Raw genomic sequence first — 21676 nt, forward strand, 5'->3', positions numbered from 1 at the left:
ATCACCACCGGTTGCCGGAGCCCATCCCAACATGTCGGACCGCCAGGATCGCTACTCGATCGACTCCACGCCCAAAGCTCGCGCAGGCGCTCCCAGAACCTCCCGCCCCCGGATGCGTGCCGGCGCGCAGGCGCTGCGCCAGGCACTCCTGCTCGGTGCCGTGGCCACGCTGGGCCTCGCCGGCACCGCGCACGCGGCCCCGGCCGCCCGCGCGGCGGACGAGAATGCCACCGCGCAGCGCGCTGCCAAGGCCGTGCTGCCGGACGTGCCCCTGACCTCGGACATCTTCTACCGCGTGCTGGCCGCGGAAGTCTCCCTGCAGCGCGGACTGATCGGCCCCTCCTACCGCACCTACATGGACCTGGCGCGCGATACGCGCGACCCGCGCTTCGCCCAGCGCGCCACGGAGATCGCCTTCAGTGCGCGGCTCTCGCAACAGGCGCTCGATGCGGCACGCCTGTGGACCGACCTCGCGCCGCGCTCGGGACCCGCGCGCCAGGTGCTGTCGACGCTGCTGGTACTGAGCGGCCGCTGGGAAGATGCCGAGCCCCTGCTGGCCCACCAGTTGGCCGAGACGCCGGCCAGCCAGCGCCCGGAAGCCATCCTCCAGTTGCAGCAGCAGCTCTCGCGCACCGCCGATCCGGCCGGCGCCGCGGCAATGCTGCAGCGCCTGACCGCCAATGATGCCCGCCTGCCCGAAACCCAGCTGGCGCTGGCCCGCGCCCGCGAGACCGCCGGGGATGTGCCCGGCGCGCTGGCCGCCCTGGACGAGGCCCTGCACCTGCGCCCCGGCTATGAGGCAGCAGCGCTGATGGCGGCGGAACTGCGGGCCGACAGCGCGCCCGGCGAGGCCATCGCGGGCCTGCAGCGCTTCCTGGCCAAGGCCCCGGGCTCCGTCAACGGACACATCATGCTGGCGCGCCTCTACCTGCAGCGCGGCGAAACCGCCCCGGCACGCAAGGAATTCGAGACCCTGCGCAAGATCGCGCCGACCGATCCACGCGTGCCGCTCGCGCTCGGCCTGACCAGCCTGCAGGCCAAGCGCTACGGCGAGGCCGAGCAATACCTGAAGGAGTACCTGCGCCTGGTCGAAACGGTACCGGGCGCCAGCCCCGACGTGGCCTATCAATACCTCGCCGAGATCGCCGAGCAGCGCAAGGATTACCAGGGCGCGCTCGGCTGGCTCGACCGCATCGACGACAGCCGGCTGGAAACGGCGGTCGCCGTCAAGCGTGCGCAGCTGCTGGCCCGCATGGGCAAGCTCGACGAGGCGGATGCGGTCTACGCCGACATGATCGCCGACACCGAGGACATCTCCGACCCGGTGCTGCGCGGCCAACGCCTGACCGCGATCCGCCAGGCCGAGATCGCCATGCTGCTCGACGCCAAGGCCTACGACCGGGCCCGCAAGGCGCTCGGCGAGCGCATCGCGGCCGAACCCGACAACGCCGACTGGATCTACGAGCTGGCCATGCTGGACGAGCGCGAAAAGCGCTATGACAGCATGGAGAAGGGCCTGCGCAAGGTGATCGCCCTGCAGCCCGACCAGAAGCAGGGCTACAACGCGCTGGGCTATTCGCTGGCCGACCGCAACCAGCGCCTGCCCGAGGCGCTCAAGCTGCTGGAAAAGGCTTCCGAGCTCGGCCCGGACGACCCCTACATCATGGATAGCCTCGGCTGGGTCAAGTTCAGGCTGGGCCAGCTCCAGCCCGCCGCGGAGCTGTTGCGCAATGCCTACGCCAAGGCGCCGGAAGCCGAGATCGGCGCGCACCTCGGCGAAGTACTGTGGCAGCTCGGCCAGCGCGAGGAAGCACGACAGATGTGGGCCGAGGCGGCCAAGACCGAGCCCGACAATGAAGTCCTGATCGATACCCTGCGCCGCTACAACGTGACGCTCACCAAGTAATCCCGGCCGCGCCGGTCCCGCCGCGGACCGGCGCGGCCGCCGGCCCCGTCCGCCCGCGCGGGGCCGCGTCCACCCGCCATCCCCGATGCTGAGATCCCGTCTCGTCCTCGCCTGCCTGCTCGCGCCGCTGTGGCTCGCGGCCTGCGCCAACCTCGAACCGAGCCGCGGCTTCGACGCCGGCGAAACCGCCAGGCTGCAGGAGTACAGCGGCCGCTTCTCCGCCAATTACGTGCGCTACGGCCGCGAAGAAGGCGTGCAAGGCAGCTTCCACTGGCAGGAGCAGGGCCGCAACGTACGGCTCGACCTGATCTCGCCGCTGGGGCAGACGCTGGCCATCGTCACGGCCACTCCGTCGGGCGCCACGCTCGACCTGCCCAACCAGCCACCGCGCAACGCGCCCCAGGTCGACTCGCTGCTGGAGGATGCGCTCGGTTTCGCCCTGCCGGTCGCCGGCCTGCGCGACTGGCTCCACGCCCGTCCGTCGCGTGGCAGCCCGGCCGCCGCCACGCGCGATGAACAAGGCCGCCTGGCCACGCTGCAGCAGAACGGCTGGACCGTACGCTATGTTTCCTGGCAGGATGCCGCCGCGGCCGGCGCACAGCCGCGCCGCATCGACCTCGCCAGGGATGGCTCCGACCATCCGCTGTCCGTGCGCCTGGTGCTCGACCCCGAAGACAAGCCATGACCCTCGCCCTGCCGCCCGCCGAATTGCGCGACTGCCCCGCGCCGGCCAAGCTCAACCTCTTCCTGCACGTCACCGGGCGCCGCCCGGACGGCTATCACACGCTGCAGACCGCTTTCCAGCTGATCGACTGGAGCGACACGCTGCATTTCCGGCGCCGCGAGGACGGCGCCGTGGTGCGCACCACGGAGATCCCCGGGGTACCGGCCGACACCGACCTGGTGGTCCGCGCGGCGCGCCTGCTGCAACAGGCCACCGGCACGCGTTTCGGCGTCGATATCGCCGTCGACAAGCGCCTGCCGATGGGCGGCGGCATCGGCGGCGGCTCGTCCGACGCCGCCACCACGTTGCTGGCCCTGAACCGCCTGTGGGGCGTGAACCTGCCGCGCGCGCAACTGATGCAACTGGGATTGGCATTGGGCGCCGACGTGCCCTTCTTTCTGTTCGGCGAAAACGCCTTCGCCGAAGGCGTGGGCGAGCAGCTCAGCCCGATCGCGCTGCCCGACAGCTGGTTCGTCGTGATCCACCCGAAACAGCATGTGCCGACCGCGGAAATTTTCTCGGATCAGCGCTTGACAAGGAATACACCCATCTCCATAATTGCGGTCTTCGCTGCTTGTGAAAACAAATTCGCTTTCGGTCGCAACGATCTGGAAACGGTAGCAACAGCGAAGTTCGGTGAAGTCGCCCGAGCCCTTGAATGGCTGAGACAGTATAGTCCCCATGCAAGGATGACCGGCTCCGGAGCCTGCGTGTTTGCGCGTTATGATGACGCGGCGACTGCGCAACGCGTTCTGGACAGGTTGCCGCCCGAATGGGATGGCAGGTGCGTGAGAAGTCTGTCACGACATCCGCTCGCGGACTTTGCAGAGTAGTTTTTCGTTCGGCGTGGCACGTGGTTGGTGCGACGATGAACGGGCCCAGTTGTGTAGGGGAGTCGCCAAGTCGGTTAAGGCACCGGATTTTGATTCCGGCATTCGAGGGTTCGAATCCTTCCTCCCCTGCCATTAGATTCCTATCGTGTCCCGACGGATCCGGTTGTGTAGGGGAGTCGCCAAGTCGGTTAAGGCACCGGATTTTGATTCCGGCATTCGAGGGTTCGAATCCTTCCTCCCCTGCCATTACATTCCTATAGTGTCCAAACGGACCCGCAAGACTGGCTGCCGGCACGGCCGACAGCACTCCCCCTCTCCCCAGCAGCAAGACAGGTGCCCCGAATGAGCAGCGAAGGCTTGATGGTATTTACCGGCAATGCCAACCCCAAACTCGCGGAGGCTGTCGTTCAGCACCTCGGCATTCCCCTGGGCAAGGCACTGGTCGGCCGCTTCTCGGACGGCGAAGTCCAGGTCGAGATCCAGGAGAACGTGCGCGGCAAGCACGTGATCGTGCTGCAATCGACCTGCGCGCCGACCAACGACAACCTGATGGAACTGATGGTGATGGTCGACGCGCTCAAGCGCGCCTCGGCACGCAGCATCACCGCCGCCATGCCTTACTTCGGCTACGCCCGCCAGGACCGCCGCCCGCGCTCGGCGCGCGTGGCGATCTCGGCCAAGGTCGTCGCCAACATGCTGGAAGTCGCCGGCGTGGACCGCGTGCTGACGATGGACCTGCACGCCGACCAGATCCAGGGCTTCTTCGACATCCCGGTGGACAACATCTACGCGTCGCCGGTACTGCTGGGCGACCTGCGCGAGAAGAACTACGGCGATCTGCTGGTGGTTTCGCCCGACGTCGGCGGCGTGGTACGCGCACGAGCGCTGGCCAAGCAGCTGAACTGCGACCTGGCCATCATCGACAAGCGCCGCCCCAAGGCCAACGTGGCCGAGGTGATGAACATCATCGGTGAAGTCGACGGCCGCAACTGCGTGATCATGGACGACATGATCGACACCGGCGGAACGCTGTGCAAGGCAGCCCAGGTGCTGAAGGAGCGCGGCGCCCAGCGCGTGTTCGCCTACTGCACGCACCCGGTGCTGTCGGGTGGCGCGGCTGCCCGCATCGCCGCTTCGGCGCTCGACGAAGTCGTGGTGTGCGACACCATCCCCCTGCGCGACGATGCCCTGCAGAGCGGCAAGATCCGCCAGCTGTCGACGGCGCCGCTGCTGGCCGAGACCTTCACCCGCATCGTCAAGGGTGACTCGATCATGTCGCTCTTCGCCGATTCCTGATAGAATTCAAAGCTTTGCTGCATTTCCGGCACATGTGGTGCCGGAAATGCAGCAAATATATGCAGCGAATATGCAACGAATACGTTGCACTGACCGTCGGCAGTGACGCCGCTGGTCTCAACCAAGGCTGTCTGGTCGCGGACAGCCTTCTTACATTGTGGAGCAATCATGAAAGTCGTCGCTTTCGAGCGTAGCGTACAGGGAACGGGTGCGAGCCGCCGCCTGCGCAATTCCGGCAAGACCCCCGGCATCATCTACGGCGGCGCCGCCGAACCGAAGATGATCGAACTGGATCACAACGCGCTGTGGCATGCCCTGAAGAAGGAAGCCTTCCACTCGTCGATCCTCGACCTGGAAGTGGCCGGCAAGTCCGAGAAGGCCCTGCTGCGCGCCTTCCAGATGCACCCGTTCAAGCCCCTGGTGCTGCACGTTGACTTCCAGCGCGTGTCGGCCACCGAGAAGATCCACGTCAAGGTGCCCCTGCACTTCATCAACCAGGAATCCGCTCCTGGCGTGAAGCTGGGCCATGGCATCGTCAACCACATCGTGAACGAACTGGAAGTGTCGTGCCTGCCGGCCGACCTGCCCGAGTTCATCGAAGTGGATCTGGGCAAGGCCGAGCTGAACCAGACCCTGCACCTGTCGGACATCACCCTGCCGAAGGGCGTGACCGCCGTGATCCATGGCGACGACAACCCGTCGATCGCCAGCGTGACCCTGCCGGCCGGCGCTGCTTCGGAAGCTGCCGAAGGCGGCGAGGAAGCCCCCGCAGCCTGAGGCCGATCGGCCTGACGCCAGGAGCGCGCCGCACGCCGGCAGCGGTCCTGGCGCCTGCAAGCGAAAGAACCGCCGCTCTCCGGCGGTTTTTTTTCGCGTATGCTGGGCGCCTGCCAGCCGGCATGGCTGCCTCCCGAACGCATTCCGAACGGTAGTACCGGTAACAGCATGATCAAGCTCATCGTCGGCCTCGGCAATCCCGGGGCGGAATACGAAGCCACCCGCCACAACGCCGGCTTCTGGCTGGTCGACCAGCTGGCCCGCCAGGCCGGCACGACCCTGCGCGTGGAAAGCCGCTTCCATGGCCTGGCGGCACGGGCGCGCCTGTGGGACCAGGAAATCTGGCTGCTCAAGCCATCCACCTTCATGAACCGCTCGGGCCTGTCCGTGGTATCGCTGGCGCGCTTCTACAAGATCCTGCCCGACGAGATCCTGGTCGCGCACGATGAGATGGACTTGCCGCCAGGTACCGTCAAGCTCAAGCGCGGCGGCGGCTCTGGCGGCCACAATGGGCTGAAGGACATCTCGGCCCACCTGACCACGCCGGAGTACTGGCGGCTGCGCATCGGCGTAGGCCATCCGCGCAACCAGAATGCCGCCAGCGGGCGCGAGGAAGTGGTCAACTTTGTGCTGAAGCCGCCTCGGCGCGAGGAACAGCAGGCCATCGACGAATCGATCGAGCGCTGCCTGGATCCGCTGGCCCTGCTGGCCCGGGGCGAGTCGGAGCGCGCCATGATGGCGCTGCACAGCGGCCGCTGAGGCCAGCGCTGGAAGCCGGCGGCGGGAGCCTCCTGCGCCGCCCCTGACAAGCAACAAAAAACCCGCCGTCCGGCGGGTTTTTTGTGCGGGCGCCTGACGGCTCAGGCCGCGTGCTTGGCCGCCGTCAGCAGCCGGTAGCGCTGCATCAGCACCTCGTGCGTCTCCACCCGGTTGGGATCGTGCGGAATGCACGAGACCGGACAGACCTGCTGGCACTGGGGTTCATCGAAATGCCCGACACATTCCGTGCATTTGTTGGGGTCGATCTCATAGATCTCCGGCCCCATCGATATGGCTTCGTTCGGGCACTCGGGCTCACAAACGTCGCAGTTGATGCAGTCGTCGGTGATCATCAGCGCCATGGCATTTCCTTTCCAGCACGACGGACACGCCGGGCTGGCTGCGCCGTCTCAGATTCGTATTTTATTCCGTCTTGCCGATCTTCTGCTGCAGCCAGCGTTCGACCGAGGGGAAGACGAACTTGCTGACGTCCCCGCCCAGCACGGCGATCTCACGCACGAAGGTGCCGGAGATGAACTGGTACTGGTCGGACGGCGTCAGGAACATGGTCTCGACGTCGGGCAGCAGGTAGCGGTTCATGCCCGCCATCTGGAACTCGTACTCGAAGTCGGAAACGGCACGCAGGCCCCGCACGATCACGCGCGCATTGTTCTTGCGCACGAAGTCCTTGAGCAGGCCCGAGAAACCCTCGACGCGCACGTTGGGATAGTGGCCCAGCACCTCGCGCGCAATGCCGATGCGTTCTTCCAGCGAAAAGAACGGACGCTTGTTGGGGCTGTGGGCAACCCCTACCACCAGTTCGTCGAAGATGTTCGAGGCACGGCGCACGAGATCCTCGTGGCCTCGGGTCATGGGATCGAACGTGCCGGGATAGACCGCGACGACCATACTTCCTCCTTGTTCTGCCCGCTGCCGGCCCTGTCCCGGGCCAGTGGAATGTGTTGCTGCGTGGCGAGCGTTAGCGACAGCGGCGTAGTGTAACGCTAAATCCGCCGCTTGGAAGCCGCCTGGCCGACTGTTTCGCGGCAGCGCAGCAGAAGAGGCCATTGCCGGCCCGGCAACAATTTGCGGCGCGCGCGGCACGCCGATGTCGGACGTTCCGCCATGCAGGCTCAGCCGCGATGCACCAGCAGGTGGAAATGCACGGCACCGGCACGGGCCTGGCGCACCAGTTCCAGGCTGGCCGGCACCGGCGCCTGGGGCCCGGTGAGCGCGCGGTCCGTCTCGACATAGACCAGCCCGCCGGGCCGCGACAGCCGCGCGGCATGCTCCAGCGCCGGCCCCAGCCAGTCCTCGGCGAAGGGCGGGTCGAGGAAGACCACGTCGAACCCGGCGGTGGGCATGCCGGCCGCCACGGCAAAGGCATCGCCCTGGATGACGCGGACCTGCGCCGCATCCAGGCGGTACTGGTTGTCACGCAGCTGCTTGGCCACGCGCGGATTGGCCTCGACCAGCGTGACCTGTGCTGCGCCGCGGGAAGCGGCCTCGAAGCCGAGCGCGCCGGAGCCCGCGAACAGGTCCAGGCAGCTCAGCCCGGTCAGGTCCTGCCCGAGCCAGTTGAACAGGGTCTCGCGCACGCGGTCGGGGGTGGGCCGCAGTCCTTCGGCCTCCAGCACGGGCAGCGGCGTGCGCTTCCAGCGCCCGCCGATGATGCGGACCTGTGCCGGCGTACGGCGCGGCGCCGCTGGGGTGTTCAGGGAGGCGGAAGCACGCCGCCCGCGCGAAGCGGGCGGCATGCCAGAAGCAGCAGGAGGACGGGAACGCGAATTCATCCCGTGATTGTAGAGCCTGCGGCCGCGGCCCGCCGGCCGCGGCGTGTGATCAGTTCGGCCCGCCGACGATCACGGTCGCCATGGCATCGGGATGCACGTGGCGTTGGAAGGCCTGCTTGACCTGCTCGCGCGAAACCTTGGCGATCTGCGCGGTCCAGGTGTCGAGGTAGTCCAGCGGCAAGCCGTACCAGCCGATATTAGCCACATTGGTCAGCAGCTTGCGGTTGTTGTCGATGCGCAGCGGGAAGCCGTTGACCAGGTTGTCCTTGGCCGCCTTCAGCTCCAGGTCGGTCGGGCCTTCGGCCACGAAGTCCGTCAGCACCTTGCGCACCAGCGCCAATGCCTCGTCGGTCTGCGCCTTCTTGGTCTGCAGGCTGACGGCGAACGGTCCCGGCTGCTTGCTCGGCGCGAAATAGCTCTCCACGTCGTAGGTCAGGCCGCGCTTCTCGCGCACCTCATTGGTCAGCCGCGAACTGAAGCCGCCGCCGCCGAGCACGTAGTTGCCCACCAGCAGCGCGAAGTAGTCGGGGTCGCCGCGCGCGATTGCCGGCTGGCCGAGCAGTACGGTGGCCTGCTGCGCCGCGTGGGGAATGCGCTGTTCGCTGGCGGGGATGGTCATCTGCACCGACGGCATCGTCGGCGGCGCGGCGCCAGCCGGCAGGCCGCGCGTAAGCTGCTCGGCAATGGCCTCGGCCTGCTTGCGGTCGATGGCGCCGATCAGCGTGACCACGGCGCGCGAGGCGGCGTAGTTATCGCGCCAGAAACGCAGGATGTCCTCGCGCGTGATGGCGTTGACCGAGGCCTCGGTTGCCGTCACGCCATAGGGATGGCTGGGATAGACCGCCTTGGACAGGCGCTTGTCGGCGATCACCTCGGGACGGGCATCCCCCTCGCGGATGGCCGTGATCAGGCGCTGCTTCTCGCGCGCTACCACGGCATCGGGATAGGTCGGCGCATGGATCAGTTGCGCTGCCAGGTCGACCGACTGCTTCAGCTCCGGCTGCGCCGTCAGCGTACGCAGGCCGATGCCGCCCCGATCGCCGCCGGCCGAGCCGCCGAAGCCGGCACCGGTATCGGCGAAAGCGTCGGCGATCTGCGCCTCGTTGCGTGCCGGCTGGCCTTCGGCCGCCGCCGCCCCCTTATCCAGCAGCGCCGCCGCCAGGGTGGCGAGGCCGGACTTGCCGGCCGGATCGTAGCGGCTGCCCGCATCGAAGTCGACGTTGATGTCTAGCATCGGAATCGACGGGCTCGGCACGAAATAGACCTGCGCGCCGGTGGCGGCGGTCCAGTGCTCGATGGGCAGCGCTGCCTGCGCCACCGTGGTGCCGAACAGGGCCAGCGCGCCAGCGGTGGCCATGGCGGCCTGGCGCAGCCAGCGGGACATTTGCGGCGACCGAAGCGCCGGGACGGACAAGTGCATCGTGGCTCCTCAGTGCAGATCGGCGGGAAGCGCGACCTTGGGCTTGTTGGGGTCGATCGGCTGCGGCAACAGGGTGGCCACGGTCAGGTTGTCATCGCTGAAGTATTTGGCGGCGACGGCCTGCACCTGCTCGGGCGTGACGGCCTTGATCCGCTCCAGCATGCGGTCCAGGTCGCGCCAGGACAGGCCCGACATCTCCGCCACACCGATCTCCATGCCCTGCCCGGCGACGGAGTCGCGCTTGTAGATCTGCCCGGCCACCACCTGCGCCTTGACGCGCTTGAGCTCCTCGGGCGAGACGCCGCTCTTGGCGATGCGCTGGACCTGCTCGATCAGCGCACGCTGGATCTCCTCGGTGGTGTGTCCCTTCGCCGGGGTGCCGTCGAGCACGAAGAGGGATTCGCCGCGGTTGATGCTGTCGTAGCCGACGTTGACATCATCGGCCAGCCGCTGCTCGCGCACCAGCTCGCGCGGCAGGCGGGCATTGTCGTAGCCGTTCAGCACCGCCGACAGCACCTCGAGCGCGTAGGGATCGACGTCCTTCTCCACGTCGTGCAGGCGCGGCACCTTATAGGCCATCACCACGTAGGGATTCTCGGCCGGCGCCTTGACCCAGATGCGCTTGACGCCGATCTGCGGCGCTTCGATCTGGTTCTTGCGCAGCGGCAGCGCGTGCGGCTTGAGCCTGCCGTAGGTGCGCTCGGCCAGCAACCGCACCTGGGCGGGATCGACGTCGCCGGCGACGACCAGGATGGCGTTGTTGGGCGCGTACCACTGGTGATACCAGGCCTGCACATCTTCCACGCGCATATTGACCAGGTCGTTCATCCAGCCGATGGTCGGATGGCGGTACGGCGCCGCCGTGTACACAGTGGCCAGCAACTGCTCGTAGACGGTGCCGCGCGCGGAGTCATCGATGCGCATGCGCCGCTCTTCCATCACCACCTTCATCTCGCTGTCGAAGTCGCTCTTCTTGATGATCAGGTTCGCCATACGGTCGGCCTCCAGCTCCATCACCTTGGGCAGGTACTGCTTGCCGATCTGCTGGTAGTAGAGCGTGAAGTCGCGCGTGGTCATGGCGTTCTCGCGGCCGCCGAGTGCGGCGATCTGCTTGGAGAACTCGCCCGGCCCGACCTTGGGCGTGCCCTTGAACATCATGTGCTCGAGCATGTGCGACAGGCCCAGGGTACCGGTCACTTCATCCATGCCGCCCACGTGGTACCAGACCTGCTGCATCACCGTTGGTGCGCGATGGTCTTCCTTGACGATCACGCGCAGCCCGTTGGCGAGCTTGAACTCGGTGATGCCGGCGCTCGATGGCGCCGTGGCGGATGCCGCCGGGACGGTGGCCTTCTGCTGCGGCGCGTCCTGCGCGTGCGCGGCAGGCAGGCACCAGGGCAACGCCGCGATCAGCAGGGCGGGAAGGAGACCCCGGGCCCTGCGTCTGGCCGCCGCCGAAAACGCCTGGGAACGGGTGGATGCGGCACGGGCGGCGCCCGTCCGGAACTTGACAGCGCAGTGGTTCATGCGACCCCGTCTGATAGAATTTTGCCGATTGATTCTACCGGGCTATTGACCTCTTTCCCAATGTTTAGTTTCTGGAAGAAGCGCAAGGCGGAAGCGGCTCCCGCACCCGCCCCGGCACCCGCCAGCGCGCCTGCGCCCTCCCCCGCCACGCCGCAGGAAACCCTGCCGGCGCACGCCGTGCCCGCGCCGGTTCCCGAGCCGGCGGCCACGGCGGACGCCTATGAACTGACCCTGCCGCCGGTGCCCACGCAGGAAGACCGACAGGGCTGGATGCGCCGGCTGCGCGCCGGCCTGTCCAAGACCAGCCGCAATCTCGGCACGCTGTTCCTCGGCGTCAAGGTCGACGAGGCCCTGTTCGAGGAACTCGAAACCGCGCTGCTGATGGCCGATGCCGGCGTCGAAGCGACCGAGTACCTGCTGGGCGAGCTGCGCCGCCGCGTCAAGAACGAGCGCATCGAGGATGCCGAAGGCGTCAAGGCCGCGCTGCGCACGCTGCTGACCGACCTGCTGCGTCCGCTCGAGAAGACCATGGAGCTGGGCCGCGAACAGCCGCTGGTGATGATGATCGCGGGCGTCAACGGCGCCGGCAAGACCACCAGCATCGGCAAGCTGTGCAAGCACTTCCAGCACTACGGGCAGTCGGTGCTGCTGGCCGCCGGCGACACCTTCCGCGCCGCCGCGCGGGAGCAGCTGACGATCTGGGGCGAGCGCAACAATGTCACGGTGGTGGCGCAGGAAAGCGGCGACCCCGCGGCCGTGATCTTCGACGCCGTCAACGCGGCGCGCGCGCGCGGCATCGACATCGTGATGGCCGATACCGCGGGGCGCCTGCCCACGCAGCTGCACCTGATGGAAGAGCTGAAGAAGGTCCGGCGCGTCATCGCCAAGGCCATGCCGACGGCGCCGCACGAGGTGCTGCTGGTGATCGACGCCAACACAGGCCAGAACGCGCTGGCCCAGGTGCGCGCCTTCGACGATGCGCTGGGCCTGACCGGCCTGCTGGTGACCAAGCTGGACGGCACCGCCAAGGGCGGCATCCTCGCCGCCATCGCGCGACAGCGCCCGGTGCCGGTCTATTTCATCGGCGTGGGCGAGAAGGTCGAGGATCTGCAGCCGTTCAAGGCCGAAGAGTTCGCCGACGCGCTGCTGGGCTGAAACCGGCGCTCCGGCACGCCCCCGATAAAAAACCCGGCAGCTGCCGGGTTTTTTATCGGACTTCCGTCAGGTGCCGCACCTGCCGGTCGCCCCACCTGCTGCGCCCGCTCCGCCTACTCCGCGTCGGGCTGGGCCTTGGGCGCGGCGTTCTGGAACGCCGGCAGCGCCATGCACGCCTCGTGGATCCGTGCGACGGTCGGGAACGGCGCCAGGTCGACGTTGAAGCGCTGGGCGTTGAAGACCTGCGGGGCCAGGCAGACATCGGCCAGCGTAGGCGTGTCGCCCAGGCAGAAGCGCCCGACGCGGCCGCTGCGCGCCAGGGCGATCTCCAGCGCGGCGAAGCCCTGCTCGATCCAGTGCCGGTACCAGCCGTCCTTGGCCTCCTCCGACACACCCAGCGTGTGCTTCAGGTATTTCAGCACGCGCAGGTTGTTGAGCGGATGGATGTCGCAGGCGATCTCCAGCGCCAGCGCGCGCACGTAGGCACGCTCGAGCGCGTCGCCCGGCAGCAGCGGCGGCTGCGGATGCAGCTCGTCGAGATATTCGACGATGGCCAGCGACTGGGTCAGCGCATGGTCGCCGTCGACCAGCGTCGGCACCAGCGCATCGGCATTCAGCGCGCGGTATTCCGGCTTGAGCTGCTGGCCGCCGTCCTTGAGCAGGTGCACCGGCACGTAGTCATAGGGCAGGCCCTTGAGTTGCAGCGCGATGCGTACGCGGAACGAGGCCGAACTGCGGAAGTAGCTGTACAGCTGCAGCATGGCTCAGACCACCTTGACGACGAGGTCGCCCACGCCTTCCACGTGGCCCTGCATGACGTCGCCCTTCACCACCGCGCCGACGCCCTCCGGCGTGCCGCTGAAGATCAGGTCGCCCGGCTGCAGCTCGAACAGGCGCGACAGGTAGGCCACCATCTCGGGCACCGACCAGATCAGGTCGGAGAGGTCGCCGCGCTGCTTCTCGGCGCCGTCCACGCTCAGCGTCACGGCCCCCTTGTGCGGATGGCCGATCGCCGATACCGGCACGATCGGGCCGATCGGGGCCGAGCGGTCGAATGCCTTGCCGGTCTCCCAGGGGCGGCCGGTCTTCTTCGATTCGTTCTGCAGGTCGCGCCGGGTCATGTCCAGGCCGACGGCATAGCCGAACACATGGGCCGCGGCATCCTCCACCGCGATGTCCTTGCCGCCCTTGCCGATCGCCACCACCAGCTCGATCTCGAAGTGGCAGTTGGAGGTGCCCGGCGGATAGGGAAACTCACCCTGCACACCATCCGGCACATAGCTGACCGCATCCGACGGCTTGCAGAAAAAGAACGGCGGCTCGCGGTCGGGATCCGAGCCCATTTCGCGCGCGTGCGCAGCATAGTTGCGGCCCACGCAGTACACGCGGCGCACGGGAAAGCTGGCGCTGCTTCCGCGCACGGGCACACCCACCGGGGCCGGCGGGGCGAATACGAATTCGGTCATACATCTCTCCAATCTTGTTCTGTGCCTGCGGCGCGCCGGCACCGGTACCGGCGTCTCGCAAACCCGCCGCGCGGCAGGGCCACAGCATACACCCGCGCGACCCACCGGCCCAGGCAGACGTATGATGAGTACGGGAAAATACGTAAGGCATTACCAGACAATGCCGAGCATGCCGGACCGCGCCGAACGCCTTCGGCACGGCGTGAAGCTCGACAGGCTCACCGGCACGCGCTGCCACGCGCAGCACAATCCCATACCGCGCGAAAGCACCGGGTGCTGTCCGGCATGCGGCGCCGCAGTTGCGCTGCGCTATCATGAAGCGCATCCCCACGAGCGCCGCATCATGACCCAGCCCGCCACCACCGCAAGCCACGCCACGCCCTTTCCAGCGGCGAAATACATCAAGGAAATCGGGCGCGGCGCGCAGGGCGCGCGGGCCCTGCCGCGCGATGACGTGCGCACGCTGTTCGACGCCATGCTCGCCGGGCGCGTCTCCGACATCGAACTGGGCGCCATCCTGATGGCCTACCGCATCAAGGGCGAAGCGCCACACGAGCTGGGCGGCATGCTAGAGGCCGCCCATGCGCACTGCGCGCCGCTGCCGGCGCGGCCGGATGGACCGGTGGTAGTGATCCCGAGCTACAACGGCGCCCGCAAGCAGCCCAACCTGGTACCGCTGCTGGCCATGCTGCTGGCACGCGCCGGCACCCCGGTCCTGGTGCACGGCATCCGGCACTTCGCCGGACGCCTGACCAGCCTGGCACTGTTCGAGGCACTGGGCGAGCCGCTGTGCTCCAGCACTGCCGAAGCCGCGACACGGCTGCGCGGCAGCGGCGGCGGGCTGCCGCTGGCGGTGCTGCCGATCGACGTCCTGTCGCCGGCACTGAGCCGCCTGCTCGACAAGCGCGACATCGTCGGCCTGCGCAACTCGGCCCACACCGTGGTCAAGCTGCTGCAGCCGGTGGGTGGCCACAGCCCGGCCGAAGCCCTGCGCCTGTACAGCTACACACATCCGGAATACCGCGAGACGCTGACCGACTTCTTTTCGCACGAGCCGGCCAACGTATTGCTGGCGCGCGGCACCGAAGGCGAAGTGGTGGCCGATGCCCGCCGCGGCGGGCGCATCGACTGGCTGCACGACGGGCACCAGCGCACGCTGGTCGAGCCGGCCTCCGGTTCCATTGCCGACGTGCCGGACCTGCCGGCTGGCACCAGCGTCGAGCAGACCGTGGCCTGGATCCGCGCGGTGCTGGAAGGCAAGCTAGCCGTGCCGGCGCCCATCGCGGCCCAGGTCGAGGCCATCCGCGCCTGCCTGCGCGATGGCGCGCAGGTGAATTGGGCCAGCCCGGTCTAGGGCTGCGCCCTCCTCCAGGCGGCGACACCGGCCAAGGCTGCCGCCCTGCCCGTCAGGACGGGCGGCGCGGCGGCAGCGGGATGCGTTCGGTCTCGCCTGGCACTTGCGGAAAGAGATTGTCTTCCCAACGCTGCGCCGCCGCCTCGATGGCCTCCTTGCTGCTGGCCACGAAGTTCCAGTAGATGAAGCGGCGGCCGTCCAGCGGCTCGCCGCCGAGCAGCATCACGCGCGCCCGCGTCGTGGCACTCAGTGTCACCGTCTCCCCCTGCACCAGCGTCGCCAGGTGCTCGGCCGGAATGGCCTCGCCATCGACGGCGATGCCGCCTTCGACGACATAGACACCACGCTCCACATGCTCGGGAGGAATCACCAGCGTGGCGCCCGCCTCCATCTCCAGGGCAACGTAGAGCGTACGGCTGAAGACACGCACCGGCGACTCCTGGCCGAAGGCATCGCCGGCGATCACCGTCAGGCGCACTCCGGGCAACTCCAGCCGCGGCAGGCTGGCGGCGCCGAAGTGGTGAAACGAGGGCTCCACGTCCTCGTAGGCCTTCGGCAGTGCCACCCAGGTCTGGATGCCGTGCAGGTGCGGTCCGGCCGGCCGCTCGGATTGCGGCGAGCGCTCCGAATGCGCGATGCCGCGGCCGGCGGTCATCCAGTTGACGTCGCCGGGGCGGATCACCTGCTCGTTGCCCAGGCTGTCACGATGGAGGAATTCGCCCTCGAACAGGTAGGTCACCGTGGCCAGGCCGATGTGCGGATGCGGACGGACGTCCGCCCCCTTGCCGGGCGGCATCGCCACCGGGCCCATATGGTCGAGGAAGATGAAGGGCCCCACCGTCTGCGCGGCCGCCGCGGGCAGGACGCGGCGCACGGTGAAATCGCCCAGGTCCCGGACATGGGGATTGAGCAGGTGTTCGATGACAGACATAGATCCTCCTGGGAATGAATGTACCGTGGAGACGGCATCGGCGAAGTGGCGCATCCGCAGTGTAAACGCCGCTCCCGCCCGCCGCTCCCACTCTATTGGCCGAAAGGGCAGAACCAGGCGGCGATCTGCATCTCTAATGCTAGTTGCGAGCGGGCCCTCGCGCCGGGAAGTGCGTTATACGCCATACAAATTCATGCTATCCATTCTGAAATAGCAATCGTCTGGAACTATTGACCACATTGCCAGTCGAATTAGCAGTCAACCGGCTTGAGTGCTAATATGTGTTGCAATGCAGTGCGTTTCCCCGAGGGAAACAGCACCCCCGGCAACCCGCCGGCCGGACGCAAAAGGAGCCAATGAGTGAACGCAGTCCTGTCTGCCGATTCGATCCAATCCACCACCCTGCCCGCGATGCCGCAGCGCGGCGCCAGCCTTGCGCTGGCCATGCCCGGCAACCTGGGCAACCTCGACAGTTACATCCAGGCGGTCCACCGCGTCCCGATGCTCTCCGTCGAAGAGGAGCAGCGTCTCGCGCGCGAGTTGCGCGACCATGATTCCGTCGATGCGGCACGCCGGCTGGTGATGTCCCACCTGCGCCTGGTCGTATCCGTGGCACGCCAGTACCTGGGCTACGGCCTGCCCCACGCCGACCTGATCCAGGAAGGCAATATCGGCCTGATGAAGGCCGTCAAGCGCTTCGATCCCGACCAGGGCGTGCGCCTGGTTTCGTACGCCATCCACTGGATCAAGGCCGAGATCCACGAGTACGTGCTGAAGAACTGGCGCATGGTCAAGGTGGCCACCACCAAGGCCCAGCGCAAGCTGTTCTTCAACCTGCGCAGCCACAAGCAGGAAACCCACAACACCTTCACGCCCGAGCAGGTCGAAGCCGTTGCGCGCGAGCTCAACGTCAAGCCCGAGGAAGTGATGGAGATGGAAACCCGGTTGTCGGGCGGCGACCTGGCGCTGGAAGGGCAGGTCGACGACGGCGAAGAGGAATTCGCCCCGATCGCGTATCTGGCCGACAATCACAACGAACCCACCCGCGTGCTCGAAGCCAAGCGCAGCGACCGTATGCAGGTGGAAGGCCTGGAAGAGGCGCTCGGCAAGCTCGATCAGCGTAGCCGCCGCATCATCGAGGCCCGTTGGCTGCACGTCAACGACGACGGTTCGGGCGGCGCCACGCTGCATGAACTGGCCGACGAGTTCGGCGTTTCCGCCGAGCGCATCCGCCAGATCGAGGCGGCGGCCATGAAAAAGATGAAGGGCGCGCTGCAGGCCTTCGCCTGAGCGTCCTTGCCGGCGCCGCGCACAGCGCGTCCGCCGGGCGGAATGGCAAAGGGCCGGTTCCCCGTGAACCGGCCCTTTCTTTTTCGCTGCCTGCGTTTTCCCCTGCCTGCGCGAGTGCGCGGCGCAATCAGGACAGCAGCAGTTTCAGGTCGTGCGCGATCGGCTCGGGCCCCTGGCCGTGGCGGATGAACAGGCGCAGCCGTCCCTGCGGATCGAACACGTAGCTGCCCGCCGAATGGTCCATCGTATAGTTGCCGGGCGAGGTGCCGGGCACCTTGGCGTAGTAGACCTTGAAGTCCTTGGTGACTTTCTGCAGCGCCGCCTCGTCGGCCGGGCGCATGCCCAGGAAACGCGAATCGAAAGCGGGCACGTATTGCGCCAGCAACTGCTGGGTATCCCGCTCGGGATCGACCGTGACGAACAACACCTGCACGCGGTCGGCATCGGGTCCCAGCGCTTCCATCACGCCCTTCAGTTCGGCCAGCGTGGTCGGGCACACGTCGGGGCAATGCGTGTAGCCGAAGAACATCACGACCGCCTTGCCCTTGAAGTCAGCCAGCGTGCGCACCTTGCCGTGATGATCGACCAGGCTGAAATCCTTGCCGAATTCGCTGCCGCCCGTGATGTCGATGTTCTGGAACTTCGGAGCGGATTGCCCGCAAGCCGCCAGCATCAGAGCCAGCAGCGCCATTGCGGCATATTGCCGCAGGCGGCCGAAGCAGGAGAAAGACGGGAAGGGGCGGGGCTTGGACATTGCAGGGTTCGTCGGGGGAGCGGGCCGGATGCAGGCCATCCGCATGGCCATGCGCTTCCCGCTCGGTTCATCACACTGGCGAGTATCGCCCATCCGCATGCAGGCGCGCCCCGGCGCGACAAAGTGTCGCGCCGGGGGCAGTGCTGGCTCAGAGCGGCAGCACGAACTTGAAATAGTGATCCACCAGCAGCACAGCGAACAGCAGTGACAGGTAGAGGATCGAGAAGCGGAAGGTGCGCTGCGCCAGTTCGTCCGAGTAGTTGCGGTACAGCCGCCAGGAGTAGGACAGAAAGCCGCCACCCAGCACCAGCGCCGCCACCAGGTAGATCAGGCCGCTCATGCCGTAGATGAACGGCAGCAGCGTGGCGGCGATCATCACCAGTGTGTACAACAGGATATTGAGCAGGGTGAAGCGCTCGCCATGCGTGATCGGCAGCATCGGCAGGCCGGACTTGGCGTAGTCGGCGCGGCGGTACAGCGCCAGCGCCCAGAAATGCGGCGGCGTCCAGGTGAAGATGATCAGCACCAGGAACCATGCCTCGGCCGGCACCGTGCCGGTTACCGCGGCCCAGCCCAGGGCCGGCGGCATGGCGCCCGACAGGCCACCGATGACGATGTTCTGCGGTGTGGCCGGCTTCAGCAGGATGGTGTAGATGACCGCGTAGCCGACGAAGGTGGCCACCGTCAGCCACATGGTCAGGTCATTGGTGAAGACGTGCAGCAGCCACATGCCGGCCCCGCCCAGCACCGCCGAGAACGCCAGCGTCTGTGCCGTGCCGATCTCGCCGGTGGCCGAGGGGCGCCAGGCCGTACGCCGCATCAGCGCGTCGATCTTCTGCTCGACCAGGCAGTTGATGGCGAAGGCGGCGCCCGCCAGCAGCCAGATACCGGCGGCGCCGCCCAGCAGCACCGGCCAGGGCACCATGCCCGGCGTGGCCAGGAACATGCCGATGACGGCGCAGAAGACGGCCAGTTGCGTCACGCGCGGTTTGGTGAGCGCCGCATACTGGCGCGTCATGTGACGCAAGCGGCTGATTGGGTGGGGTTGGGTAGCTGTGGCCACGGGAGGGGTCTTGTCCTTCATGTCGCGCGCGCAGCGGTTGTGGCGCGGGTGGCGGCGCCGGCAGGCCGGGTCGCAAGCCCTATATTGTAATGGAGGCGGACCAGAAGCAGCAGAAGCACCGCCGCCCCACCGTTGTGCGCCACCGCGGCCACCAGTGGCCAGTCGAGCACGATATTGGACAGGCCCGTGGCCAGTTGCAGGGCCAGCACCGCCAGCAGCCAGCCGGCGGCCCGCTCCAGTCCCGCCACGCGGCGCGCACGCAGGGCGAACCAGGCGAGGAAGGCGAGCACCACGAAGGCAAAGCCGCGGTGTACCCAATGGATGGCCACCAGCGCCGCATGGGGGATGTAGTCGCCGTCGGCGGTCATGCCTAGCTGCCGCCACAGAGTGAAGCCATGGCGGAAATCCATCTGCGGGATCCACTGGCCGTTGCACAGCGGGAAGTCGGTACAGGCCAGTACCGCGTAGTTGGTGCTTACCCAGCCGCCCAGGAAGATCTGCACGACCAGCAGCAGCAAGGCGATGCGGGCCGGCCAGCGCAACAGCCCCGCACCCGCGCCCACTCCATGCGGCGGATCGTTGCGCGAGCCGAGCCGGATCAGCGAGGCCAGCAGGCCCATGCCGAGCATCAGGTGGGTCACGACGATGATGGGCTGCAGCTTCTGCGTCACGGTGAAGGCGCCGAAAGCGCCCTGCACGCACACCAGCAACAGCACACTGCTGGCGAACCAGGGTGACTGGCGCAATTCACGGCGCTTGACCCAGGCCAGCACCACCAGCGTGATGATCAGCACGCCCACCGCCATGGCGAAGTAGCGGTGGACCATCTCGATCCAGGCTTTGGCCAGCGTGACAGGTCCGCTCGGCAGAGCCGTCTGCGCGGCGCGGATCGGCTCCAGCGCGGCATGTGGATTCGAGTGCCCGTAGCAACCCGGCCAATCGGGGCAGCCCAGGCCGGAATCGGTCAGGCGGGTGAAGCTGCCGAACATGATCAGGTCCAGCGTCAGGAAAGCGGTGATCCAGACCAGCCTGCGGTACTTGTTGCGATCGCCCTTGACGAGCACGTAGGTGAGGGGAATCAGGGCGATCAGGACCCCGATGGTGGCAAGTTGGATCAGCATGGGTAAGACATCGGTTGCAGCAGGCGCATCGGTCCGGTCAGCCGATACGGGAGTACTTCAGCAGTTTCTTGAGGTCCCCGTTGACGCCCTTGGGGTCGGGATCCTTGGGAAAGCGCATCATCAGGTTGCCGAGCGGGTCGACCAGGAACAGCGTGTCCTCGATGCGCCCGCCCGCCTCGGCCGGCAGCCAGCGCCGCGCGGTATCGGCATCGATGCGCAGGAAGCGGGTGCCGGCATAAGGCTCGTTGTAAGCGGCGGACAGGCGCGGGTCGACGGCACCGTTATCGAGGATAAGCCACACCGGCACGATGCGCTCGCGCCCTTCGCCTTGTCCGGCACGCAGCTGGCGCGCCGTGAACAGCTTCCTGGCGCAGGCCTCGTCGCAGCCGGAGGCATCGACGCTCAACAGCAGCCACTTGCCCTTGAAGCGCTCGAGCGGCACCGCCTCGCCGCGCTCGTCGCGCACCTGCACGGCCGGCAGCGGGCGCTGCGGATCGATCAAGGTGCCATAGTTGGTGGTGCCGCCGGCCGGCCGGAACACATAGTAGGTCAGGTAGGAGGCGATCACAGGCGAGGCGCACACGAGCAGCAGGAACAGCATCTGCAGCCGCCCCCTGCGCGTGCGCGCATCGATGCGCGGCCCGGATGCCCGGCCGGAGGCGACCTGGGCCAGTTCGGCCGCGCGCGCGGAAATGGGATCTTGGGTTGGCATGTGTCGCTCAGTTCATTCGTGATGCTTGCGCCGGCGCCGTCGCACGGGAGCGCCGCCAGCCCAGTGCCAGCAGCAGTACGAGGGTCAATGCGGCCAGGCCGAACCACTGGAAGGCATAGCCGTAGTGGCGGTCGGCGCCGGAATCGGCCGGCGCCCAGTCGCGCGCCAGCCCGTCTCCTGTGTCGTTGCGCTGCTCCAGCACCAGTGGCTGGAGCGTCACGCCGAGCTCCGCCCCGTAAGCCGCGAGATCCAGGTTCTGCCGTATCTTCTGCCCGGCTTCGCTGGCGGAGCCCAGATTGTAGACCTTCGGCACGGCAGCCAGTGCCATGCCATCGATGTCGACCTCGCCCGCCGGCGTGGGAAAGGGCGCGATGCGGCTGCGGTCCTGCGCATCACGCGGCAGCCAGCCGCGCAGGACCAGCACGCTGGCACCCTGCCCCGTCCCGCCCTCGGCGGCGATGCGCAGCGGCGTCAGCACCAGGAAGCCAGCGCGCGAATCGGTGCCGTTGCCATGCGGGCGGTTGTCCAGCAGCACCGTATGCGCGGCGTCGAAACGGCCGCGCGCGCGCACCCGCCGGTCGGCCAGGTCGGCAGAGGCTGCCAGCGGCACCGGGCCCAGCAAGAGCGGTGTCGCTGCGGCCAGGGCCTGCTGACGCGCGGCGCGCGCCAGCTTCTCATGCGCACGGTTGAGCTGCCAGTTGCCCAGCGCGCAGGTCAGCGCGATCACCATCAGGGCGGCCAGCGTCGGCGCCGGCCGGAAGAAGCGCGCGGGGAAGAAGCGCACGCTCATCGCAC

At 67.6% G+C, this 21676-nt stretch carries 22 protein-coding genes and 2 tRNA genes; 11 read left to right on the forward strand and 13 right to left on the reverse strand.

Annotation, left to right across the window (positions count from 1 at the left end; genetic code table 11):
* Positions 1-31: 31 nt before the first annotated feature.
* The 8 genes from BKK79_RS08660 to pth all read left to right on the forward strand — a co-directional run bounded on the left by BKK79_RS08660 (position 32) and on the right by pth (position 6295).
* On the forward strand, positions 32-1906 hold the full coding sequence (locus BKK79_RS08660; RefSeq protein ID WP_071037542.1) for a tetratricopeptide repeat protein: 1875 nt from the start codon (positions 32-34) through the stop codon (positions 1904-1906).
* Positions 1907-1991: 85 nt separating this feature from the next.
* On the forward strand, positions 1992-2591 hold the full coding sequence (gene lolB, locus BKK79_RS08665) for a lipoprotein insertase outer membrane protein LolB (protein WP_071037543.1): 600 nt from the start codon (positions 1992-1994) through the stop codon (positions 2589-2591).
* A complete protein-coding gene (gene ispE / locus BKK79_RS08670; RefSeq protein WP_071010908.1) occupies positions 2588-3463 on the forward strand; it encodes a 4-(cytidine 5'-diphospho)-2-C-methyl-D-erythritol kinase in 876 nt (291 codons plus the stop codon). Before lolB ends, ispE begins: the two co-directional genes overlap by 4 nt.
* A 55-nt stretch (positions 3464-3518) precedes the next feature.
* A tRNA-Gln gene (locus tag BKK79_RS08675) sits at positions 3519-3595 on the forward strand.
* A 37-nt stretch (positions 3596-3632) separates the two neighbouring features.
* Positions 3633-3709: transfer RNA gene (locus BKK79_RS08680), tRNA-Gln, on the forward strand.
* Positions 3710-3805: 96 nt separating this feature from the next.
* Complete coding sequence (locus tag BKK79_RS08685; RefSeq protein ID WP_071010907.1) at positions 3806-4759, forward strand: ribose-phosphate pyrophosphokinase; 954 nt, start codon at positions 3806-3808, stop codon at positions 4757-4759.
* 168 nt (positions 4760-4927) lie between these two features.
* Positions 4928-5536, forward strand: a complete 609-nt coding sequence (locus tag BKK79_RS08690) for a 50S ribosomal protein L25/general stress protein Ctc (RefSeq protein WP_071010906.1) — start codon at positions 4928-4930, stop codon at positions 5534-5536.
* Positions 5537-5704: 168 nt separating this feature from the next.
* Complete coding sequence (gene pth, locus BKK79_RS08695) at positions 5705-6295, forward strand: aminoacyl-tRNA hydrolase (protein WP_071016033.1); 591 nt, start codon at positions 5705-5707, stop codon at positions 6293-6295.
* Positions 6296-6396: 101 nt separating this feature from the next.
* On the opposite strand, the gene BKK79_RS08700 is transcribed toward pth, so the two are convergent.
* The 5 genes from BKK79_RS08700 to BKK79_RS08720 all read right to left on the reverse strand — a co-directional run bounded on the left by BKK79_RS08700 (position 6397) and on the right by BKK79_RS08720 (position 11035).
* Entirely contained in the window at positions 6397-6657 is a 261-nt protein-coding gene (locus tag BKK79_RS08700; protein ID WP_071010905.1) for a YfhL family 4Fe-4S dicluster ferredoxin, read from the reverse strand.
* Positions 6658-6718: 61 nt separating this feature from the next.
* Positions 6719-7204 carry a pantetheine-phosphate adenylyltransferase gene (coaD, locus tag BKK79_RS08705; protein WP_071010904.1) on the reverse strand — a complete coding sequence of 162 codons (486 nt, stop codon included), beginning with the start codon at positions 7202-7204 and terminating at the stop codon, positions 6719-6721.
* Positions 7205-7428: 224 nt separating this feature from the next.
* Positions 7429-8088 carry a 16S rRNA (guanine(966)-N(2))-methyltransferase RsmD gene (gene rsmD, locus BKK79_RS08710; protein WP_083383926.1) on the reverse strand — a complete coding sequence of 220 codons (660 nt, stop codon included), beginning with the start codon at positions 8086-8088 and terminating at the stop codon, positions 7429-7431.
* A 49-nt stretch (positions 8089-8137) separates the two neighbouring features.
* Positions 8138-9472, reverse strand: coding sequence for a M16 family metallopeptidase (locus BKK79_RS08715; RefSeq protein ID WP_442873248.1), 1335 nt, complete (start codon positions 9470-9472; stop codon positions 8138-8140).
* Between the two features lie 45 nt (positions 9473-9517).
* Positions 9518-11035, reverse strand: a complete 1518-nt coding sequence (locus BKK79_RS08720; protein ID WP_071037544.1) for a M16 family metallopeptidase — start codon at positions 11033-11035, stop codon at positions 9518-9520.
* A 60-nt stretch (positions 11036-11095) separates the two neighbouring features.
* On the opposite strand from BKK79_RS08720, the gene ftsY reads away from it, so the two are divergent.
* Positions 11096-12190: a signal recognition particle-docking protein FtsY gene (gene ftsY / locus BKK79_RS08725; RefSeq protein ID WP_071010901.1), complete on the forward strand. Its 1095-nt coding sequence runs from the start codon at positions 11096-11098 to the stop codon at positions 12188-12190.
* 113 nt (positions 12191-12303) lie between these two features.
* Here ftsY and maiA read toward each other — a convergent pair whose 3' ends face one another.
* On the reverse strand, positions 12304-12948 hold the full coding sequence (gene maiA / locus BKK79_RS08730; protein ID WP_071016029.1) for a maleylacetoacetate isomerase: 645 nt from the start codon (positions 12946-12948) through the stop codon (positions 12304-12306).
* 6 nt (positions 12949-12954) lie between these two features.
* Positions 12955-13656, reverse strand: a complete 702-nt coding sequence (locus BKK79_RS08735; RefSeq protein ID WP_071010900.1) for a fumarylacetoacetate hydrolase family protein — start codon at positions 13654-13656, stop codon at positions 12955-12957.
* 343 nt (positions 13657-13999) lie between these two features.
* Between BKK79_RS08735 and ybiB the strand changes: the two genes are divergently transcribed.
* Complete coding sequence (gene ybiB / locus BKK79_RS08740) at positions 14000-15010, forward strand: DNA-binding protein YbiB (protein ID WP_071038475.1); 1011 nt, start codon at positions 14000-14002, stop codon at positions 15008-15010.
* A gap of 52 nt (positions 15011-15062) precedes the next feature.
* Here ybiB and BKK79_RS08745 read toward each other — a convergent pair whose 3' ends face one another.
* Entirely contained in the window at positions 15063-15941 is an 879-nt protein-coding gene (locus tag BKK79_RS08745; RefSeq protein ID WP_071010899.1) for a pirin family protein, read from the reverse strand.
* 411 nt (positions 15942-16352) lie between these two features.
* Here BKK79_RS08745 and rpoH point away from each other — a divergent pair, with 411 nt between their 5' ends.
* Complete coding sequence (gene rpoH, locus BKK79_RS08750; protein WP_231908022.1) at positions 16353-17231, forward strand: RNA polymerase sigma factor RpoH; 879 nt, start codon at positions 16353-16355, stop codon at positions 17229-17231.
* Between the two features lie 127 nt (positions 17232-17358).
* Here rpoH and BKK79_RS08755 read toward each other — a convergent pair whose 3' ends face one another.
* The 5 genes from BKK79_RS08755 to BKK79_RS08775 all read right to left on the reverse strand — a co-directional run bounded on the left by BKK79_RS08755 (position 17359) and on the right by BKK79_RS08775 (position 21671).
* A complete protein-coding gene (locus BKK79_RS08755; RefSeq protein ID WP_231908021.1) occupies positions 17359-17922 on the reverse strand; it encodes an SCO family protein in 564 nt (187 codons plus the stop codon).
* Positions 17923-18133: 211 nt separating this feature from the next.
* Positions 18134-19069: a heme o synthase gene (locus BKK79_RS08760; protein ID WP_071010896.1), complete on the reverse strand. Its 936-nt coding sequence runs from the start codon at positions 19067-19069 to the stop codon at positions 18134-18136.
* On the reverse strand, positions 19066-20169 hold the full coding sequence (locus BKK79_RS08765) for a COX15/CtaA family protein (RefSeq protein WP_071010895.1): 1104 nt from the start codon (positions 20167-20169) through the stop codon (positions 19066-19068). Before BKK79_RS08765 ends, BKK79_RS08760 begins: the two co-directional genes overlap by 4 nt.
* A 37-nt stretch (positions 20170-20206) precedes the next feature.
* Positions 20207-20881, reverse strand: coding sequence for an SCO family protein (locus BKK79_RS08770; RefSeq protein ID WP_071010894.1), 675 nt, complete (start codon positions 20879-20881; stop codon positions 20207-20209).
* A gap of 7 nt (positions 20882-20888) precedes the next feature.
* The gene (locus BKK79_RS08775) at positions 20889-21671 is read right to left on the reverse strand and encodes an SURF1 family protein (protein WP_071010893.1); all 783 of its coding nucleotides are present in this window, start codon (positions 21669-21671) and stop codon (positions 20889-20891) included.
* Between the last annotated feature and the right edge of the window lie 5 nt (positions 21672-21676).

The organism is Cupriavidus sp. USMAA2-4, from assembly GCF_001854305.1.
GTDB classification, from domain to species: domain Bacteria; phylum Pseudomonadota; class Gammaproteobacteria; order Burkholderiales; family Burkholderiaceae; genus Cupriavidus; species Cupriavidus malaysiensis.

What these genes read in the sequence shown, in the direction of transcription:
- BKK79_RS08660 (WP_071037542.1), top strand. Translation starts at nt 32, where the DNA reads ATGTCGGACCGCCAGGATCGCTACTCGATCGACTCCACGCCCAAAGCT.
- lolB (WP_071037543.1), top strand. Translation starts at nt 1,992, where the DNA reads ATGCTGAGATCCCGTCTCGTCCTCGCCTGCCTGCTCGCGCCGCTGTGG.
- ispE (WP_071010908.1), top strand. Translation starts at nt 2,588, where the DNA reads ATGACCCTCGCCCTGCCGCCCGCCGAATTGCGCGACTGCCCCGCGCCG.
- BKK79_RS08685 (WP_071010907.1), top strand. Translation starts at nt 3,806, where the DNA reads ATGAGCAGCGAAGGCTTGATGGTATTTACCGGCAATGCCAACCCCAAA.
- BKK79_RS08690 (WP_071010906.1), top strand. Translation starts at nt 4,928, where the DNA reads ATGAAAGTCGTCGCTTTCGAGCGTAGCGTACAGGGAACGGGTGCGAGC.
- pth (WP_071016033.1), top strand. Translation starts at nt 5,705, where the DNA reads ATGATCAAGCTCATCGTCGGCCTCGGCAATCCCGGGGCGGAATACGAA.
- BKK79_RS08700 (WP_071010905.1), bottom strand. Translation starts at nt 6,657, where the DNA reads ATGGCGCTGATGATCACCGACGACTGCATCAACTGCGACGTTTGTGAG.
- coaD (WP_071010904.1), bottom strand. Translation starts at nt 7,204, where the DNA reads ATGGTCGTCGCGGTCTATCCCGGCACGTTCGATCCCATGACCCGAGGC.
- rsmD (WP_083383926.1), bottom strand. Translation starts at nt 8,088, where the DNA reads ATGAATTCGCGTTCCCGTCCTCCTGCTGCTTCTGGCATGCCGCCCGCT.
- BKK79_RS08715 (WP_442873248.1), bottom strand. Translation starts at nt 9,472, where the DNA reads ATGTCCCGCTGGCTGCGCCAGGCCGCCATGGCCACCGCTGGCGCGCTG.
- BKK79_RS08720 (WP_071037544.1), bottom strand. Translation starts at nt 11,035, where the DNA reads ATGAACCACTGCGCTGTCAAGTTCCGGACGGGCGCCGCCCGTGCCGCA.
- ftsY (WP_071010901.1), top strand. Translation starts at nt 11,096, where the DNA reads ATGTTTAGTTTCTGGAAGAAGCGCAAGGCGGAAGCGGCTCCCGCACCC.
- BKK79_RS08735 (WP_071010900.1), bottom strand. Translation starts at nt 13,656, where the DNA reads ATGACCGAATTCGTATTCGCCCCGCCGGCCCCGGTGGGTGTGCCCGTG.
- ybiB (WP_071038475.1), top strand. Translation starts at nt 14,000, where the DNA reads ATGACCCAGCCCGCCACCACCGCAAGCCACGCCACGCCCTTTCCAGCG.
- BKK79_RS08745 (WP_071010899.1), bottom strand. Translation starts at nt 15,941, where the DNA reads ATGTCTGTCATCGAACACCTGCTCAATCCCCATGTCCGGGACCTGGGC.
- rpoH (WP_231908022.1), top strand. Translation starts at nt 16,353, where the DNA reads ATGCCGCAGCGCGGCGCCAGCCTTGCGCTGGCCATGCCCGGCAACCTG.
- BKK79_RS08755 (WP_231908021.1), bottom strand. Translation starts at nt 17,922, where the DNA reads ATGGCGCTGCTGGCTCTGATGCTGGCGGCTTGCGGGCAATCCGCTCCG.
- BKK79_RS08760 (WP_071010896.1), bottom strand. Translation starts at nt 19,069, where the DNA reads ATGAAGGACAAGACCCCTCCCGTGGCCACAGCTACCCAACCCCACCCA.
- BKK79_RS08765 (WP_071010895.1), bottom strand. Translation starts at nt 20,169, where the DNA reads ATGCTGATCCAACTTGCCACCATCGGGGTCCTGATCGCCCTGATTCCC.
- BKK79_RS08770 (WP_071010894.1), bottom strand. Translation starts at nt 20,881, where the DNA reads ATGCCAACCCAAGATCCCATTTCCGCGCGCGCGGCCGAACTGGCCCAG.
- BKK79_RS08775 (WP_071010893.1), bottom strand. Translation starts at nt 21,671, where the DNA reads ATGAGCGTGCGCTTCTTCCCCGCGCGCTTCTTCCGGCCGGCGCCGACG.